The organism is Coleofasciculus sp. A1-SPW-01, assembly GCF_040217205.1.
Taxonomy (GTDB): domain Bacteria; phylum Cyanobacteriota; class Cyanobacteriia; order Cyanobacteriales; family Coleofasciculaceae; genus Coleofasciculus; species Coleofasciculus chthonoplastes_A.
The window spans coordinates 1-15692 of sequence record NZ_JAVJNP010000172.1; the positions used below are offsets into that span (position 1 = coordinate 1).

Sequence of the window (15692 nt, forward strand, 5' to 3'; positions counted from 1 at the left end):
TAGGAACAAAAAAGTTAAGGGATCGAGACGATGGAAAAAAGAACAAAAGCGGATTTCTGAGCTTCAGGGTAAGATATCCCGACAACGAGAAGACTGGCTGCACAAAACAACCAGCGAGATAGTTAGCGGTAATAGCCTAATTGCTGGAGAGCAGTTAAATGTCAAGGGCATGACTCGAAAAGCCAAGAAGGGTAAGCGAAAGAGACAGAAAGCCGGGTTAAATCGGTCTATTCTCGACGTTGGGTTTAGCATAGTCGGTGATTTATTAACCTACAAAGCTACTGAAGCAGGCGGGTTCTATGTCGAGTCACCAACTAAAACGCTCAAGCCAAGTCAACGGTGTGCTAAATGTTGGGAATTAACGCCTAAGACTTTAGCTGATAGAGTTCATGTTTGCTCTAATCCTGACTGTAATCATGTTGAGGATAGAGATGTTAATGCTGCCCAAGTTAATGAGATTTGGGCAAGGGGTTTGGAACGAGCCTCTTTAGACGTGGAGTCGCCTAGCTCTACTGACTGCGGAAGCATGAAGCAACTAGGGGCGAAGAAACGTCAGAAACGACGACTTTAACGAAGTAAGTCGTCGTAGTTCATAAAAAAAGATCCGGCTTTCTAGCCGAATCTGGGTTGCTGTTAGGCAGCTTGCGGTTCGTCTTCTAGCATTTCTTCAGTAGCCGTTGCTGTTGTGAAGATGCCAAGAGCGGTCATTTGGGCTATCTTTTCCTTAAAGCCATCTCGTTCGACGACATTCATAGAGAGATAGCCATTGAGAATTACCTCTTGAGAGACGGCTAACTGCTGGGCAACATCAGCTTGTTTGCCCCAAGCCAGCACTTTCAACGGTTCTAGACGCTGGTTGTCTCCCCACCCGCTCTTAAACACAACCTTAAATACAGCGACTTTCCGTTCACCGTCAATGGTGTAGCGAATTTCAGTCGCTTCGGTCACCTGTGCGCCAAGAGTTGCAGTGTTCATTAGGTAAATTCCTTATTAATTGACTTCACAAAAAAAAGCCGATAGGCTTTTGAATAGCGAGCATCTGGGGTAGATGCCCGCTTGTTGCCCCTAGATTGGGCAGTCGTCGTCTAAGTCGCTGTTGTTATCGCTATCGGTTGAGCTAGAATCGTTATCATCTTGTTTCGGTGACAACAATTCTAAGCGGTTAACCCGAATAATCGGTTTGGAGCGCTCAGAACCGTCTTCAGGATTTTGCCAGCGTTGGATTTCCAAAGACCCGGAAACACCAATCAGCTTTCCTTTACGGACGTAGGAGGCAGCCACTTCTGCGGTTTTGCTCCACATTTCCAGGTTGAACCAGTCGGGTTTTTCACTGTGACGCTGTCGCTTATCAACGGCAAGAGTCAACGCACATTTGGTGGCGCCTGACTCGAAGTAACGCACCTCAGGGTCAGCACCAACGCGACCGACTAACTGGATGTGGTTTAAGTCCATGATGCTGGTTGTCGCTAGAGTCATGGTTGTACCTCTTTGGTTATTTTTTGTTTCACTTCCCTAGCGCCGATAGGCGCTTTTTTCTCCTGACCAGTGAGCTGATAACTGGTCAGAAGATAGCTAATTTTTTAGAGGGCAAGTTCTCCGACTTGCAATGAACCTTTTATGACCTGACGTAAGAGTTGAGTGAGTGTTTGGATATTCGGTTGGATTTTAGGCTTTCGACTGCCGGGAATTTTGACCAAGCAAACAACAGAATGGTCGATACCAATGGCATCCAGGAGGTGTTTGAGTCCGCTGTTAGCTTCGACGTTATTTAATTTAGCCTGTTTATCGTCTAAGGTGTTTGGATTAGATGTAACGTCGATGGCAATGTGCCAACCTCGGAAGTTAATGGCAAAGTCAGTGGCAAATATCAGATCCAGAATGATGGAGGCAGGGATATTATCCCAGTTGAATTGTCCCGTAGCTCGGTCTCCGAATTCTGCCGCGATATAAGGTGTGGCAGTTGCAATTCGCTGCCGACCCATCTTGAACTGTTTTGCCGTTTGGATCAGGGTTTTTGAGTTGAAGTTCAGCGATGGTATTTTGGCAGATTTGAGCAGATGTTTGAAGGCTAGTTCGCTACTATTCATCGTGAAGCAGTTAAACGTAATAGTTGCCCCTTGACCGCTTAATAGGGTCGGGGGCATTTTTGTCACGTTTTAAAGAGCGATAGCGACTTCTGTTTGAGTGGAATAGGGGTTAAAGAACGACTTCGATGAGGATTAATCCGAGTACGGTGGCAGCTAGTTTAAGACTTGGGGGAAGCTTGTTGTCAGGATAAAGGATGCCGAGAAGCACTAGCAGGACTAATCCCAGGCGGACGTTTGTGGGTATCACTAACACCGTTGCCAAAAACAGCGTTATGACTAAAGCCCAGTTAATTAGACGGTCAATTCGTTCTAAAAAATGGTTAGCGGGTTGAGGTGGTGGTGTTTGTCGGTCGGTCATGTTTTTAAGATTAAGTTTTATTAAGTTTACACGTTTTGCTCTCTATCTTAGGAAAGAGAACGCAAGTTTGGACAGGCTAAACTCTTGCTATGAGACTCATCCAACGCTCAGGTATTTGTTCACTCTATCCCTCTATCTTGAGACTTATTTGGTGCGATTGATTTTTTAAGGGAATCCGGTTTGGTATTAAAAGAATATCAGCAATTGTTTCGAGAAAAAGAGGCATTGATATGACGCTAGCTATTCGTAACAGAACCAAAAAGGCTTCTCTTAAAGAAGATACAGCCGGGTTAATGTTGGGCGCATCGGGAGCGCTGCTCACAAATTTAGTGGTCACAACTAGCACGTTCAGTGTGGCGGCGGCAGCAATTGGAGCCTCAGCCGTAAGTTATTTAGTTTGGCACAAAGAAGTTAGTAGTCTGCTCAGGTGGATGCACCAAATCAATCGGCGTTACCGCTGGCAAAGCGTCCTTTTGCTGACTGTAGGAGGGCTGTTTATTCTCCAATGCATGGCAACTCCGGCGAATGCTCAATTTTTTCAGTCGGCTGAAGATTGGTTAGGTAGTCAGTTCCCTGATGCTGGGGATGTTATTCCTTTGGTTTTTAATGTGTTGCGGGGTTTGTTCTTGTTGTATGTAGGGATTGCTTTAGTACGGATTATCAACGCGGCAAGACAAGATGAAGACTGGCAAGGTTTAGCCCGTACTCCTTTAATTATTGTCATTGCCGTAACCGTAGCTGACGTCGTTTCTGTACTGATTACGGGTTAATGGCAATGGAAAAGTCATTCCGAAAGGTCAATCAGTCCCTAGGCAACAAGCCGAATATTGGACCATTGCCAGCGGATCAGTTTATTCCATGGGCAGTAATTGCTGGAGGGGCATACTATCTTTTTAAAGTGCTGCTGGGTTTGAGTTGGTTGTGGACGGGACTGCTAGCCGCTTGGGGAATGGCAACCTGGTGGGTACTTACCGGAAGTAAACCTTGGCGATTTCTTTCCAAGTTCATTGGCACTCCCTACTGGGTTCGCGGGTATGGGTTGTATCGCCCACTGCTGCATAGGCAGCGAAATAGAAACAGCAAAAAGCGATCGTAGATTGGGGGATTTTCATGCAACTCTTCTCTCTTGTACAATCTAATAGAGCAAAAAAAGCGGCTCAGGTGAAGGTGAAAAGACCCACCTCCGGCAAGGCAAAAATAGGCGCTCGTCAAATCCACGACGGCAGCACTCGGCGCAAAGGAACACCGATTGAAGATGCTTTTTCCCTAGTAACTATGCTGCGGATTGAGCTGGATGGGCGCAAGGTGGGTGCTTATGTTCTTCGTAAAGGTGAAAACAATTTTACTATCCAGTTTGGGTTTGAGTGTAAGGGCATCCATCCCACTCTGCGTGCGGATGAAATTGAGCCAGTTTTTGATGCCTTGTCAGCAGGTTTAAAGGATTTTCCGCCCTCGGAACACCTGACGATTCATTTATCATCCTTCACAACGGATGTGTCTAGGCAAGAACAACTTAAACAGCTTATAGCTGTTGCACCAACGGTTGAGTTGAAATTTCTGACACTCTCAGAACGCGCTAGAGTGCAGGAACTGACTCGGCTGGGGTTACGCAAGCCCAAGACGTTGCGACTGTATTGCACCTATACCGTTGAGCCAGATACCACCGGGAGTCATGATACGATTGAAAAGGTTTTGGCGAAATTAGAGCGGTATTGGCGGCGCTTTACAGGTGAACTGGATAAGGTACAGTTTCTGCGGATGGAGCGGCTGTTTACTTCCGCTTATGCCTATGGCTTTCAGCAGTGGGAACAGTTACTAGCGAATAAAATTGGTTTGCAGATTCGGGCGCTGACGGATGAGGAACTGTGGGAAATTCTTTGGCAGCGCTTCAATAGTACACCGCCCATCAAAGTGCCGCAAGTAGTGGTACTGGGTGAACGTGGGTTACGAGAGGAGGTGCATTCGGAGCTATCACCCCTGACGCTTTTGGTTGAAGGACCCATTCCAGTTGCTCAACGGCGCTGGGTTAAAGCGAATGGCAAGTATGTCGGAGTTTTGACCTTTGTGGATAAGCCCGCAGGCTGGCGCGATAAAGAGGCACAGTTGCGGTATCTTTGGGAGGTGATCGCAAAAGACCGCGTTTGGGATACCGAGGTTTTTTGTCAGCTAACGCGAGCGAATGAGGCTCTGGTCAAAACCAATATGCAGCGCCTGACTAAACAGGCTAATACGGCAACGGTATTGGCGGCAGATAAGAATTCCATTGACGTTAAGGCACATCTGAATATCAAAAAAGGCGTTGAAGCCCAAGAAGCATTGTACGAAGGGGCAGTACCCTTTCACACCGCTGTAACCTTTCTGGTACACCGAACCCGATTGGGACCCCTTGATGAAGCGTGCCGTTTTCTGGAGTCTCTGTTTTTACGACCCGCGTGGGTGTCTAGGGAACAAGAGTATCCGTGGCGTGTCTGGGTGCAAACGTTTCCCATTAATTGGGAGAAGCTCCTGGCGAAACCGTTTAACAGAAGGCAAGTTTATCTCACCTCCGAGGTGCCAGGATTGATGCCGTTGGTCAAGACGCGCACGATTGATGAGTGGGGGTTAGAGTTGGTTGCTGATGAAGGCGGGACACCCATTTATCTGGATCTGTTCAAACAGCACAAGAATCTGGCACTATTCGGCACAACCCGATCCGGGAAATCCGTGATGGCTTCGGGCATCCTTACCCAAGCACTGGCTCATGGTCTTCCGGTGGTGGTTATGGACTATCCCAAACCGGATGGAACGAGTACGTTTACGGATTATACTCACTTTGTCGGCGGCAGCTATTTCAACGTTCGTTCAGAGGCGATTAATTTGTTTGAGCTGCCCGACCTTTCCCAGCTCTCACCAAAAGACCAGAATGATCGCTTTGAAGATTATAAGGATTTTTTGGTGTCAGCACTGATGGTGATGGTGGTTGGTGCAAAAGCTGGGGAGAGTGCTAGGGAAAAGGCGTTTTCGTCCACTGTGCGATCCATCCTGACGTTAGCGATTGATGGCTTCTTTAAAGACGAACTGATTCGCGATCGCTATGGGATGAGTTATCGGGCTGGTTTTGGTAGCCAAGAGTGGCAGAATATGCCCACCCTGCGCGACTTTGTACCCTTTTGCTCTTATGAGCGGCTGGAGTTGGATGGAAACAGCGGTGAGATCCGAACGGCGATGGAGCAAATTAAGCTGCGGCTTTCGTCTTGGATGGAAAGTCGCGTGGGCAAAGCGATTAGCCGTCCGTCTACGTTCCGCACCGACGCACAGTTACTGGTGTTTGCACTGGCGAATCTCTCCAATGACGATGATGCTGCCATTCTTTCGCTTTCGGCGTATTCGGCGGCGTTGCGACGGGCGTTGGCATCTCCAGCTTCAATTTTCTTCATTGATGAGAGTCCCATCCTGTTTGAATATGACGCGATTTCAAATTTAGTCGCACGACTGTGTGCGAATGGGGCTAAGGCAGGCGTCCGGGTAATTCTTTCTGGGCAAGACCCAAATACTATAGCGGCTTCTCCAGGGGGTGCCAAGATTTTTCAGAATATGACCACGCGCTTGGTGGGGCGGATTCAACCGACAGCGGTGGATAGTTTTGTCGAGATTCTCAAGTATCCCAAGGAGGTTATTGCCCGGAATGCTTCGGAGAGCTTTTTCCCGAAAAAAGAGGGAATGTACTCTCAGTGGCTGGTGGATGACAGGGGAACCTACACCGCCGCCCGATACTATCCCGGTTACGTGCTTTTGGCAGCCGTGGCGAATAATCCCGACGAACAAGCAATGCGAAGTGCAGCGATGAAGCGCCATGGCAATAAGTTTGTCGGACTTAATCAGTTTTCTCGCGAGTTGATCGCCTCAATTCGCGCTTCTTGAATAGTAACAAAGGAGGAACCGTTATGAACAAGGGACGTTATGCTGCAACGTTAGCCGTTGCATTGGTTTTATCGGCAATGAGTTCTCCCCCGGCTTTAGCCGCAACGGTAGATTCTAATCCCCTGTCTGGATTGCTTGATTGGCTCAACCAGCAAATTGCCGAAATTGAGAACTATGCCAATGGTATTTTACAAGATAAGGCAGAGGCATTGACGGAGGCGTTAGGGTCGGAATTTGATGGGATTGTTGGTGATGCGGCTGGCGTGCTGGGGTTGCCCGATCCGAGTCAAACCCGCCAAGCGGCTGAAGAAGCGGCGGCGGCTTCTGAAGGTGCAATTTATGCGGGCGATCGCGCGGCGAATGAGATCGACCGTCAGACCACTCGAGCCTCGGCTGCTGGCATTTTGAGTCAGGAGGGTCAGCAGCAGCAAAAAGCTGTTTATGAGCAGACCCAGCAGGCGGTTGATGCGGTGCAACAAGCCAGTGATCTGGCTCAAACCGAGGTAGTGACCCAAAATGTGATGAAACAGATTGCAATTCAGAATGCTCAAACGGCAAAAGTGATGGGCAGTGTGCAGTCGAACCTACTCAAAAGTAACGAGCAACAGGCACAAACGAATACCCAGCTTACTAATATCTCACGCACACTCGACGGTCAAACCCAACTTGAGAATGCTGACCGGGTGGGTGTCGGGTTTAGCAATTTGAGAATCACCTCTCAAGCCGGTTTATTCTAAGCGTCCAGAGTTGATGATGGTTGTTTTAATTCCGTTCATTGTTGCCTCGATTAATCCCAATTCCGGTGAAAGTGCCGCCAAAATCACCTCCGATGGAGCCTTGGCCGCTGAGTCGATTGCCGCTGCAATGGATCAGCTTTGGCAGGATGTGCTGGGCAATAGTGGCGGTTTGTATGCCGCGATCGCTAATTTAGGGGTACTGTTTGCAATAGGAACGCTGCTGATTTGGGCAGTGCAGTGGGCGAAGACTCTGTTGGAGGATGGAACCGGATCATCCTTTTCAGAGATTATCTGGCCCCTAGTTGTTGTGGTGCTACTGGCAAATGATGGGGGACTTTTAGCCACCTGTACGTTGCAGGTGCGCGGTATTATTAACCAAGCGAATCAAACGGTTTTGCAATCTACCTCTAGTTCCGTTCGCTTAGAGGAAGCATATCGGCAGATCGTTCAGGAAATTGGGGCTGAGGATGCATGTTGCTAACGGGGTTATTAGGTCCGTTAGCGGTGGGCGGGTCACTTTTACCCGTTGGCAATAAAGCAATTTTTGCTTGGCTAACTGGCTTTTTTTCCGTGGGAATGGTCAAGCTTTCTTTCAACATTATCAACGGCTTAGTTGCCGTTATGGTTCTGAATGCTGGGGATAGTGACCCGATGATTTTTGCCTTTGCCACTGGGCTAATTTCTCCCCTTTTATCCCTGGCATTAGCCGCCGGAGGAGGAATGGCAGTTTTCAATAGTCTTTCAACCCTGGCTACGTTTGGTTTAGGACGGTTGCTCCCCTATAACGTTCAGAAAACATTAATCCGATAAATTAAGCAGACAATGAAAGCAAGGGAACGCAATAATTATCGACTGCGCTTTCTCAGTTCACCCCAGGAAGCACGGTTTTCGTCTAGTGACCTTTTGGGTATTATTACGTTGTCCGCCATTGGACTCCATGTTTTAGGGTTTGGTGTGGATTTTTTGCAGTATTTAACCTATAAAAATCTCAGCCATAAACCTGCACCCACCTTAGTCCAAATGGCAGATGGCTCCTCTATTCATGTTGCCCCCCTAGGTTCTCTTGAGCGAACGCCAGAAGTGATTCAGGAATTTGTTCGCGCTACCTTGGCAATGTTAATGACGTGGGAAGGGACAGTGCCATCTCCGGCAGAAGGGGGTCAGGAGATAAAAGATAAGGGCGTGAAAATCCGTTCCCCTGAGGGGCGTCATGGCAAGGTGACAACACCTGCCTATCAAGCAGCATTTGCGTTGAGTGAAGACTTTCGCAAAGAGTTTCTTACGGAGGTGGCTCGTCTGACACCAGCTGGTGTTTTTCAAGGGGATACGCAAGTGATTTTTGTCCCCATTGATATTGGTAATCCGGTGAAAATTGAGTCGGGAAAGTGGCGAGTGCCAATTGTGGCGAACTTAATTGTTGTAGATAATACCAATGTTTTGGGTGAAACCATTGCCTTTAATAAGGATGTATTTGTTCGAGCCGTAACCCCTCCTCAGTATGCATCTCATCTTCAAGGCGTAGCCCAAATTGTTCAAGCCATCCGGACAAGTGGACTGGAAATTTATGCTATTCGAGATTTACAGCAACAGGAGCTTTGATGATGGTTCAGTTTCAAGAAATACCCGACAATGGTAATAGTGAGGTCGAGAATCCCCAAAACAATTCTGTTGATCAGTTTCCCCATAAAGTCGATGATTGGAGCGAAGAATCATTAGCGAAACTGATTGGTTTTGAGGAAGAAGATCCATCCAATCCGGCGGCTGTATCACCGGAACTATCGACTCAACCTGAGAATGGGAATAATCTAGAACCCGATAGCCCCATCTTGTCGGTTGAGGAGCTGTTTGATGAGACCCAACCCGAACCCCAACCCATGTCTCAAAAGGGTTGGTCTAAAGGAGCATTGGTTGGGTCAGGATTACTGGTAGTCTTCGTTTGTGCTGGGTTGGTTTTGAGTCCGATTATGGATGGAATACAACCTTCACCCCAGACGGCTTCAAAGCCGGAACCGTCGCCCACTCCTAAAGTGATGGCGGATGAACAAGGCAATCCTAATGGTAAGCTTAAAACCGAACTGGCTCTGTCGCAGCAGGCGGAAGAGTTAGAGAAAATTGATGAAGCACGCCAGCAGCGTTCTCAGGATGAGCGGGATGGGGTTCAACCTGGGGAAACGGAACAAGACCCAGAGAGTAAGGCACAGACTCCTCAGAGAGCGCCCGTTCGTCGAACACCACCACCAGCGCCAGCGCCCCGGCGAAGGGTAGCGAGAGCGACTGCTCCTCGTCCTCAGCCCAGGCGGTCATCCGCTCTGTCTCAGGTGACTACTCCAACGATGGCGACAGCCCCGTCGAGTCCTCGTTCTCAGGTGCAACCTGAGGTGACCCCAAGCCCTAAGCCGACTGATCCTATGGAACGCTGGACTACTTTGGCACAGTTGGGCAGTTACGGTCAAGTGCAGGCTGAAAACGGTGAGGCACAGGGGGTACAACTGTCTCAAGAAGGGCAGATGAGACGGGTATCGATGCCATCGGCTGATCCGGTTTTGCCCCAGGAGTCTGTTGTCATAGCCGAGGCGGTGGAAACCTTACCGCCCTCTACTGAGGGAGTGTTGGCAGAAGCCGAATCCAGAATTTTGCAAGGTAGACCTATTCGGCGAGCAACGGTGGGGACAATGGCATCAGGAGAACTGATGACTCCGGTTATCTGGTCAGGAGAAGGTAATACGGAAGGACGTTTTGTGGTCACGCTGAACCAACCCCTTCTGGATAGATTGGGGGTGGAAGTCCTCCCAGCAGGAACCCAGGTTGTGTTTGAGATTGCGAACGTCGCGGAGAACGGCTTGGTGAAAGCCAATGCTTTGTCTGTGGTTAAAGGCGATTGGGACTATGCCTTGCCGGACGGTGCTTTGGTGGTGCGCGGCTCTGGAGGGGAACCGCTGGTGGCTCAGGACTGGTTTGACCATGGGGATGAGATTGCCTCAATGGATGTTTCCACCGCATTACTGGGCGCTCTCACCCAGGTTGGGGAAGTGATCAACCGCCCTGAATCGCAAACCTCGACATCGATTACTAATGGCATCTCGTCCACCACAACCACATCGCAGACATCAGAACCTAATATTTGGGCAGCTGTCTTGGAAGGGGGAGCCACACCCATTCTAGAGCAAATTATGGAGCGTAATCAGAGTGCGATCGCTCGGCTGGATGAGATGGAAACCCTCTGGTATGTGGAAGCGGGAGCGGGAGTGCAGGTTTTTGTCAATCAGTCGTTTACGTTGTGAGAAGTTATGAAACTTAGAAATCTTCTACTATCGGGGATTGTTTCGGTGTCGGTTTTGGGCGTACCCAGTCTGAGTTTAGCCTCTACAGGAGTTCGCCAGATGAGGGTTAATGAGAGTTCGGTATCAGAAATAAGGCTTGCACCGGGGTATGGGATCAATATCAGTTTTATTAGAACTGGGGAAGTGATTGAAAAAGTCTGGCTAGATAACCCGTCTTGGGTGGTGCTGGATGTGGATGGCTGTTTGGCGGGGTTGGGTGAGTCGAAGTGTGAAGCCTCTTCTGCAAGGGTTTTGCATTTGCGCCGCATTGAGCCGCTTTCTATTCCTGGCTTACCGTCAGCAACAAGCGCTCAGTTAACCGTGATTACTCGTTCAGCTTCCTTTGAGCGGCGGTTGAGTGTGTTTCGTGTGGTTCGGGCTTCGAGTCCTCCAGATTATCACACGGTTGAGGTGGTTCCGCCCGGTGTGCCAGGGCGATTGGTCGATGTTTCGGCTCTAGAGCGGGGGCGTCAGGAGGCAATTCGCCAAAATTGGTTGGAGTCAGGGAGTCTTTTAGATCGGCGAATTGTGCAGTTTTTAAGTTTGTTGGCTGCTTATCGGTTAGAAGACGCTCGGCAAAAGGCAGGAATTTCTCTGGAGTTGGTAGAACGCCTGGAGCAGTTGGGTAGAGGTGAGGATTTGGGTTTTTCTGATGGGGGGAAGCCGTCTGTTGAGTTGCAGGGGGAACAATGATGAGAATGCGATCGCGTAATTTATGGGTTTGGCTGTACTTTTTCGTGACGGGTATGGCTCTGTCGTTGGTATTGTCTGGACTGTTAATTGTAGCGCAATCGTCCCCAACGATGGCAGTCAGTAGCAGTGTGCCGACGGTTGAGTTCGGGGGATCACGGGTTCCTTCTTGGCAGAGCATTTCCTTTGATCGCCTGCCGCCGATTGCGAGTTCGGGAAGTTATTACGCCTCATCTGATATTATCTCTCAGTTAGGGTACGATCCTTCTCGCTCTTGGACAAAGGGGCAGAAACCTGAAGAGTATTTGGCGCTAGGGGATTTTCAAGATTCGTTCAGCCTGGAGAATTTTGACCTGGATATTATCAGTCAAATTGTGGGATTGGATTTGGATTCGGTGAGTTTGGCATCCTTGGGTCTAATGCCGTTCCAGACTCTGCAAAGTTTGGTTGATGGGATTGAATCTTTGGCAGAATTTCCGATTCGGGAAGTCCTACCCGTACAGGATTTAATTGAACAAGCCGTTGGTCGGGTTAATGTGCATCAAACCATTGGGGAATTTCTGGAGAGAGCGCCACATTTAGGTGAGCTGGCTTTTGCCGATCTGCCCCTTGATGGATATGCATTGAGAGACATTCCCAATCTCGATATTACACCCATTGAGCGGTTTAAAGATTGGCAGAGGACTCTAATTGGAGACATTCCCGGTTTGAGCCAGGTGCCATTCAGTGACTTTCCCAATCCCCCAGCCGCCGTTGGGAATGGGGTGGGTATTGTGGATGTGGTTTTTGGAGCCGCAGAACAACAGCGCCAACGTACTATATCGGGCAGTACTATTGAAGGGTTTGAGGTGTCTTGTGAAGCAGGCTGCGCTCATGTCGAACTGTCTGGTACTGAGAGTATTTTAGGGCGTCAGTGGGTCAGCGGTAAATATCAGGAAACCCGAGGCGGTTTTGGTGTTTTAGCAGCGGTTAATGGTGGGAAAGAACCTGTGGGTAGACACCTATTTGGCGATGCCTTTAAGGTTGTGTTGTGGGATATGGATGAAACCACAGGGACAGCAACTAGCGCCATGTTTTTTAGAATGTGCCAGCGCGGAATTCCTGATTTGGGCTGTACTCCGTATTTTATTGGACCTCTGCATTTTATGACCTACCAGGAAATGGATTCGATTTTTTTGGGGCAGTTAGAGGCAGGAGATCCTTCAGTGGTTTCAACACCAACTCAGGTGGCTATTTCAGAAATGCAAGCTATTTCATCGAGTGAGTTTCAGCCTAATTCAAAACCGAGTACATCTGCGTCTGCGAAACGTCGTATTGGAAAGTCGTTTGTAGCTTCGGAAAGCTTGAGTTCATTTTTGCCACCGACACTTTCTTGCTCGAATCGATATCAAGGTGTAGTGCTGGATGCCTTCGCTGTATCGCTATCGCAGATTGAGGGGGATTATGACACGGTTGGTGTTTTCACCTGTGACAGCCAGGGTTACTGTGGACGTGGTTTGGGAGCGATGCAGTTTATGAGTTACCGGGATGATGTGCGCTCCAAAATCTTGGCAAAGTCTGGTGGAAAGCAGTTTTTAGCCAGACTTGATCAAGGGGAATCGGTGAGCCGAGAGCAGCTTTTGTATTATTTTTCACCCGTTGATCAGCAGGATTTGTTTGAGGCAGATGCCCGCCACTTGATTGATGTGGCATCTCAAGAAATAGACCCGAAAACCGGAGATGATTTTACCGACAATCGCTTACTGGAACGGATAGCTCAGATGCATTTTGGCGGGGTTGCTGTGCCAATTGATTCCCCCGCTACAGATATTCACCAAGAGTATTCGGTTCAATCCTACGGCTCTCAAGTTGCCAGGAATTATCAACGGGTTGTTGCTTCAATGGGTTGTCCTTGATTTGAGAAAGTAATGAGTGATGAAAAAAGGTTTTGAACGTTGGCAGTTATTAGCTTTACCCAAAAAGCTAGCTGTATTGGGGGTGGGCTGTTTAGTGAGTATCGGGCTAATTTGGATAGCTTTTTCAGGCTCTACGTCAGCTAATGAAGGATTTGTTCCCGCTGATCCGATTGTATCTGAGCATTTGTTAGAGCGGGTGATTGAAGAGAATTATTCCCAGGCGGGAGCTAAGTTGGAGCGCAAGAGTATGTTGGTGCAAACGGTTAAAAGTGAAAATAAGCTTTTCATTTTTGACCTGAATAATCCAAATAGTTGTGGCAGACAAGGCTGTTTGTATGTAGTGTATACAGCAGACGGTAAGCGGGTATTGAGTTTGTATCTGAAGCGCTCTTTACTGGAAGATTACCCGTTGTTTGCTGTCGAAAAGTTAGCTTATGGCGGGGAATTTCCTTGTTTAGTCGTTTCTCAGGTGGAGAAAAAGGCTGTCGTCTCGAATCGCTTTTGTTTTTCTCAAGGGTCTTTTGTGCCAGTTAATCGGCAGCGACAAAGCCGATATAATTCTAATTAGGGGCTAATGTTTGGGGACAAAAACGGTTTTTTGCACAACTAATTAGTCGGACAAAAAAACGGCACGCTGATTAAGTTTTGTGAAAAAGACTACAACTCTTACAAAGAAAGAATGACAAATAACGTTGCTCCTCGACGAAAGCCACTTCTTCACCGTTTACGTTAATTATGTCCACCTACTTACCATAAGCTTATGTTTCAAAAAGAATTGAAAAAGCCAGTCGTTCAGTATCAAATTGCTGGAGTTAGTCAGGAAATACCGCCGTCGTTGCAATTGGGATTGGAACAATTAGAAGACAAGTTTGTTTCCCCCTTGGGGGCAGTGCTTTTCGGTTGTACAGCACTTTTAGTGGCTGCTCATATTTGGGGTGTTAAAAAGGGTAAGGTGGCAACAGCCTATTGGGGGGGTTCTCAAGAGAAAGGAAAAGCGGCAAAAAAAGCGAAAAAGCAGATCAAAAATGTGGCGCGGAACAGTGTGGCACTCTTTATTGGAACGCCTGCATTTATCCGCTCTCATTTGGAACAAGAGTGGGTTCAAAGGGGGCGAGTTCGTCCAACTCGGCGCTGGGAAAAAGCACTTCGGGGATTGTTTAGCGCGTCGCCGACGCTGTATGTGCCGGATGCACAGCGGGGTATTTCCGTGTGTGGAGGTGCGGGGACGGGAAAAACCTACTCAGTGATTGATCCGTTGGTGCGTTCGGCGTTTGATCAAGGATTTCCAGTGTGTCTTTATGATTTTAAGTATCCGGCGCAGACTCTGCGAGCGGTGGCGTATGCGCTCAAGCGGGGTTACAATGTGCGGGTGTTTGCACCGGGGTTTGCTGAAAGTGAGAGTTGCAATCCTCTAGACTTTTTACGGGATGAAGAAGACGCTGTAGCGGCGGGTCAGTTGGCGGAGGTGATTAATCGGAACTTCGATAGGGGGGGAGCGGATAATGGCGATCGCTTTTTCTCCGAAGCGGGTGATACGCTGGTAGCAGGCGTTTTGATGCTGACTAAGGCAGTGGGACGGCTACGCTCTCCTCAATACTGTGACTTGATGATGGCACAGGCAATTTTGAGTCTCGACCAGTTGCCACAGCGCCTGGAGTTGGCATCGAAAAATGGAACGTTGAAGGTTTGGACGAGCCGACCCCTTTCTCAGCTTATCAGTGTTAAGGATTCGGAAAAGACAGTGGCGGGCATTTTGGGTACGGCACAGCGAATCTTTCAGCGTTTCCTGAAGAAAGACTTTGTGGGGGCGTTTTGTGGCAAGACGACGCTACCTTTGGATTTAGATGGGAAGCAGTTGATTGTTTTTGGACTAGACCGGAATAATCGGGATATTGTTGGACCCCTGCTAGCGGCGATTTTGCACATGGTTGTGGTGCGGAATGTTTCCCGCACTGTACCTCGTCAAGACCCGTTGGTAACAGTGTTAGATGAACTACCAACTCTATATTTACCACAATTAGTTAATTGGTTAAATGAAAATAGGGAGGACGGATTTTGTGGCATATTAGGCTATCAGAATTTGTCTCAGTTGGAGAAGGGGTATGGTCGAGAGCTAGCACGGGCAATTTTTGGGGGAACGGCGACTAAGTTTTTGTTTAATCCCCAGGATGGGGAATCAGCTAAGTTATTTGCTGACTATTTGGGTGAACAAGAAATTCAGTTTCGGTCGAAAAGCCTGACGCGCAGTGCAGGCAAAGGTGGACGTTCTCGCAGTTTGACTGACCACCATCAAAAGCGGTATTTATTGGAACCGTCCGAATTTCTGAAGTTAGGAACGGGTCGGGCGGTTGTGGTGAATCCGGGTTATCAACGGGGTCAAGAAGCTTACGTTCCTGTATTGCAGTCGATTAAGGTGCCGCCAGCAGATATTGCTCAGCAGAAATGGTCGGAGGGGAAATGGGATGTGATTAAACGGCGGTTAATTGAGCGCAATCATTGTTTGATTTCCGATGACGAGCGTCGAGAGCAGTTTGAGGAACGTCGCGCTTTGGCTGAGAAATTATTTCCCCTACCCCAAGTTAATCTGGAGGCTTATGAGGGTTCTGTTGACACAGAGACGAATTCTACAGGGTTTAGTTCTTCACTTGTCCCAGAAGCATTTTAAAGTGGAGGTTTAGGGGTCACAAGACGTAAAAAGAAGGAAG

The 15692-nt window shown here is 48.4% G+C and carries 17 protein-coding genes; 13 read left to right on the forward strand and 4 right to left on the reverse strand.

The annotated features are described in order from the left end of the window. A partial coding sequence (locus RH949_RS25440; protein WP_446357059.1) for an RNA-guided endonuclease InsQ/TnpB family protein occupies positions 1-571 on the forward strand: 571 nt, incomplete at its 5' end. A 62-nt stretch (positions 572-633) separates the two neighbouring features. On the opposite strand, the gene RH949_RS25445 is transcribed toward RH949_RS25440, so the two are convergent. The 4 genes from RH949_RS25445 to RH949_RS25460 form a co-directional block, all read right to left on the reverse strand. Next, positions 634-975, reverse strand: a complete 342-nt coding sequence (locus RH949_RS25445; protein WP_052307506.1) for a single-stranded DNA-binding protein — start codon at positions 973-975, stop codon at positions 634-636. A 90-nt stretch (positions 976-1065) separates the two neighbouring features. Further along, complete coding sequence (locus RH949_RS25450) at positions 1066-1452, reverse strand: single-stranded DNA-binding protein (RefSeq protein ID WP_006102473.1); 387 nt, start codon at positions 1450-1452, stop codon at positions 1066-1068. 128 nt (positions 1453-1580) lie between these two features. Continuing rightward, a complete protein-coding gene (locus RH949_RS25455) occupies positions 1581-2144 on the reverse strand; it encodes a hypothetical protein (protein WP_044208333.1) in 564 nt (187 codons plus the stop codon). Between the two features lie 52 nt (positions 2145-2196). Further along, the gene (locus tag RH949_RS25460) at positions 2197-2445 is read right to left on the reverse strand and encodes a hypothetical protein (protein ID WP_006102453.1); all 249 of its coding nucleotides are present in this window, start codon (positions 2443-2445) and stop codon (positions 2197-2199) included. Between the two features lie 230 nt (positions 2446-2675). Between RH949_RS25460 and RH949_RS25465 the strand changes: the two genes are divergently transcribed. The 12 genes from RH949_RS25465 (at position 2676) to RH949_RS25520 (ending at position 15652) form a co-directional block, all read left to right on the forward strand. Continuing rightward, complete coding sequence (locus RH949_RS25465) at positions 2676-3215, forward strand: hypothetical protein (RefSeq protein ID WP_006102376.1); 540 nt, start codon at positions 2676-2678, stop codon at positions 3213-3215. Between the two features lie 5 nt (positions 3216-3220). Further along, on the forward strand, positions 3221-3541 hold the full coding sequence (locus RH949_RS25470) for a hypothetical protein (protein WP_006102480.1): 321 nt from the start codon (positions 3221-3223) through the stop codon (positions 3539-3541). Positions 3542-3555: 14 nt separating this feature from the next. Further along, complete coding sequence (locus RH949_RS25475; RefSeq protein WP_006102494.1) at positions 3556-6345, forward strand: hypothetical protein; 2790 nt, start codon at positions 3556-3558, stop codon at positions 6343-6345. A gap of 23 nt (positions 6346-6368) precedes the next feature. Next, complete coding sequence (locus RH949_RS25480) at positions 6369-7082, forward strand: hypothetical protein (RefSeq protein WP_006102454.1); 714 nt, start codon at positions 6369-6371, stop codon at positions 7080-7082. A 13-nt stretch (positions 7083-7095) separates the two neighbouring features. Further along, positions 7096-7563 (forward strand): hypothetical protein, encoded by a 468-nt coding sequence (locus RH949_RS25485; protein ID WP_446357064.1) that lies wholly within the window; start codon positions 7096-7098, stop codon positions 7561-7563. After that, a complete protein-coding gene (locus RH949_RS25490; RefSeq protein WP_446357066.1) occupies positions 7554-7892 on the forward strand; it encodes a hypothetical protein in 339 nt (112 codons plus the stop codon). The genes RH949_RS25485 and RH949_RS25490 overlap by 10 nt, the downstream gene beginning before the upstream one ends. A gap of 12 nt (positions 7893-7904) precedes the next feature. Beyond that, complete coding sequence (locus RH949_RS25495) at positions 7905-8681, forward strand: hypothetical protein (RefSeq protein WP_006102406.1); 777 nt, start codon at positions 7905-7907, stop codon at positions 8679-8681. Further along, on the forward strand, positions 8681-10363 hold the full coding sequence (locus RH949_RS25500) for a TrbI/VirB10 family protein (RefSeq protein WP_446357068.1): 1683 nt from the start codon (positions 8681-8683) through the stop codon (positions 10361-10363). The genes RH949_RS25495 and RH949_RS25500 overlap by 1 nt, the downstream gene beginning before the upstream one ends. Positions 10364-10369: 6 nt before the next feature. Further along, positions 10370-11095 (forward strand): hypothetical protein, encoded by a 726-nt coding sequence (locus RH949_RS25505; protein ID WP_006102545.1) that lies wholly within the window; start codon positions 10370-10372, stop codon positions 11093-11095. 5 nt (positions 11096-11100) lie between these two features. Continuing rightward, positions 11101-12987 carry a hypothetical protein gene (locus RH949_RS25510; RefSeq protein WP_446357070.1) on the forward strand — a complete coding sequence of 629 codons (1887 nt, stop codon included), beginning with the start codon at positions 11101-11103 and terminating at the stop codon, positions 12985-12987. A gap of 19 nt (positions 12988-13006) precedes the next feature. Next, the gene (locus RH949_RS25515; RefSeq protein WP_446357072.1) at positions 13007-13555 is read left to right on the forward strand and encodes a hypothetical protein; all 549 of its coding nucleotides are present in this window, start codon (positions 13007-13009) and stop codon (positions 13553-13555) included. A 192-nt stretch (positions 13556-13747) separates the two neighbouring features. Continuing rightward, positions 13748-15652, forward strand: a complete 1905-nt coding sequence (locus RH949_RS25520) for a type IV secretory system conjugative DNA transfer family protein (RefSeq protein WP_006102370.1) — start codon at positions 13748-13750, stop codon at positions 15650-15652. Positions 15653-15692 lie beyond the last annotated feature (40 nt).

What these genes read in the sequence shown, in the direction of transcription:
- RH949_RS25520 (WP_006102370.1), top strand. Translation starts at nt 13,748, where the DNA reads ATGTTTCAAAAAGAATTGAAAAAGCCAGTCGTTCAGTATCAAATTGCT.
- RH949_RS25515 (WP_446357072.1), top strand. Translation starts at nt 13,007, where the DNA reads ATGAAAAAAGGTTTTGAACGTTGGCAGTTATTAGCTTTACCCAAAAAG.
- RH949_RS25460 (WP_006102453.1), bottom strand. Translation starts at nt 2,445, where the DNA reads ATGACCGACCGACAAACACCACCACCTCAACCCGCTAACCATTTTTTA.
- RH949_RS25470 (WP_006102480.1), top strand. Translation starts at nt 3,221, where the DNA reads ATGGAAAAGTCATTCCGAAAGGTCAATCAGTCCCTAGGCAACAAGCCG.
- RH949_RS25490 (WP_446357066.1), top strand. Translation starts at nt 7,554, where the DNA reads ATGTTGCTAACGGGGTTATTAGGTCCGTTAGCGGTGGGCGGGTCACTT.
- RH949_RS25480 (WP_006102454.1), top strand. Translation starts at nt 6,369, where the DNA reads ATGAACAAGGGACGTTATGCTGCAACGTTAGCCGTTGCATTGGTTTTA.
- RH949_RS25505 (WP_006102545.1), top strand. Translation starts at nt 10,370, where the DNA reads ATGAAACTTAGAAATCTTCTACTATCGGGGATTGTTTCGGTGTCGGTT.
- RH949_RS25465 (WP_006102376.1), top strand. Translation starts at nt 2,676, where the DNA reads ATGACGCTAGCTATTCGTAACAGAACCAAAAAGGCTTCTCTTAAAGAA.
- RH949_RS25500 (WP_446357068.1), top strand. Translation starts at nt 8,681, where the DNA reads ATGATGGTTCAGTTTCAAGAAATACCCGACAATGGTAATAGTGAGGTC.
- RH949_RS25455 (WP_044208333.1), bottom strand. Translation starts at nt 2,144, where the DNA reads ATGCCCCCGACCCTATTAAGCGGTCAAGGGGCAACTATTACGTTTAAC.
- RH949_RS25485 (WP_446357064.1), top strand. Translation starts at nt 7,096, where the DNA reads ATGATGGTTGTTTTAATTCCGTTCATTGTTGCCTCGATTAATCCCAAT.
- RH949_RS25495 (WP_006102406.1), top strand. Translation starts at nt 7,905, where the DNA reads ATGAAAGCAAGGGAACGCAATAATTATCGACTGCGCTTTCTCAGTTCA.
- RH949_RS25445 (WP_052307506.1), bottom strand. Translation starts at nt 975, where the DNA reads ATGAACACTGCAACTCTTGGCGCACAGGTGACCGAAGCGACTGAAATT.
- RH949_RS25510 (WP_446357070.1), top strand. Translation starts at nt 11,101, where the DNA reads ATGCGATCGCGTAATTTATGGGTTTGGCTGTACTTTTTCGTGACGGGT.
- RH949_RS25475 (WP_006102494.1), top strand. Translation starts at nt 3,556, where the DNA reads ATGCAACTCTTCTCTCTTGTACAATCTAATAGAGCAAAAAAAGCGGCT.
- RH949_RS25450 (WP_006102473.1), bottom strand. Translation starts at nt 1,452, where the DNA reads ATGGACTTAAACCACATCCAGTTAGTCGGTCGCGTTGGTGCTGACCCT.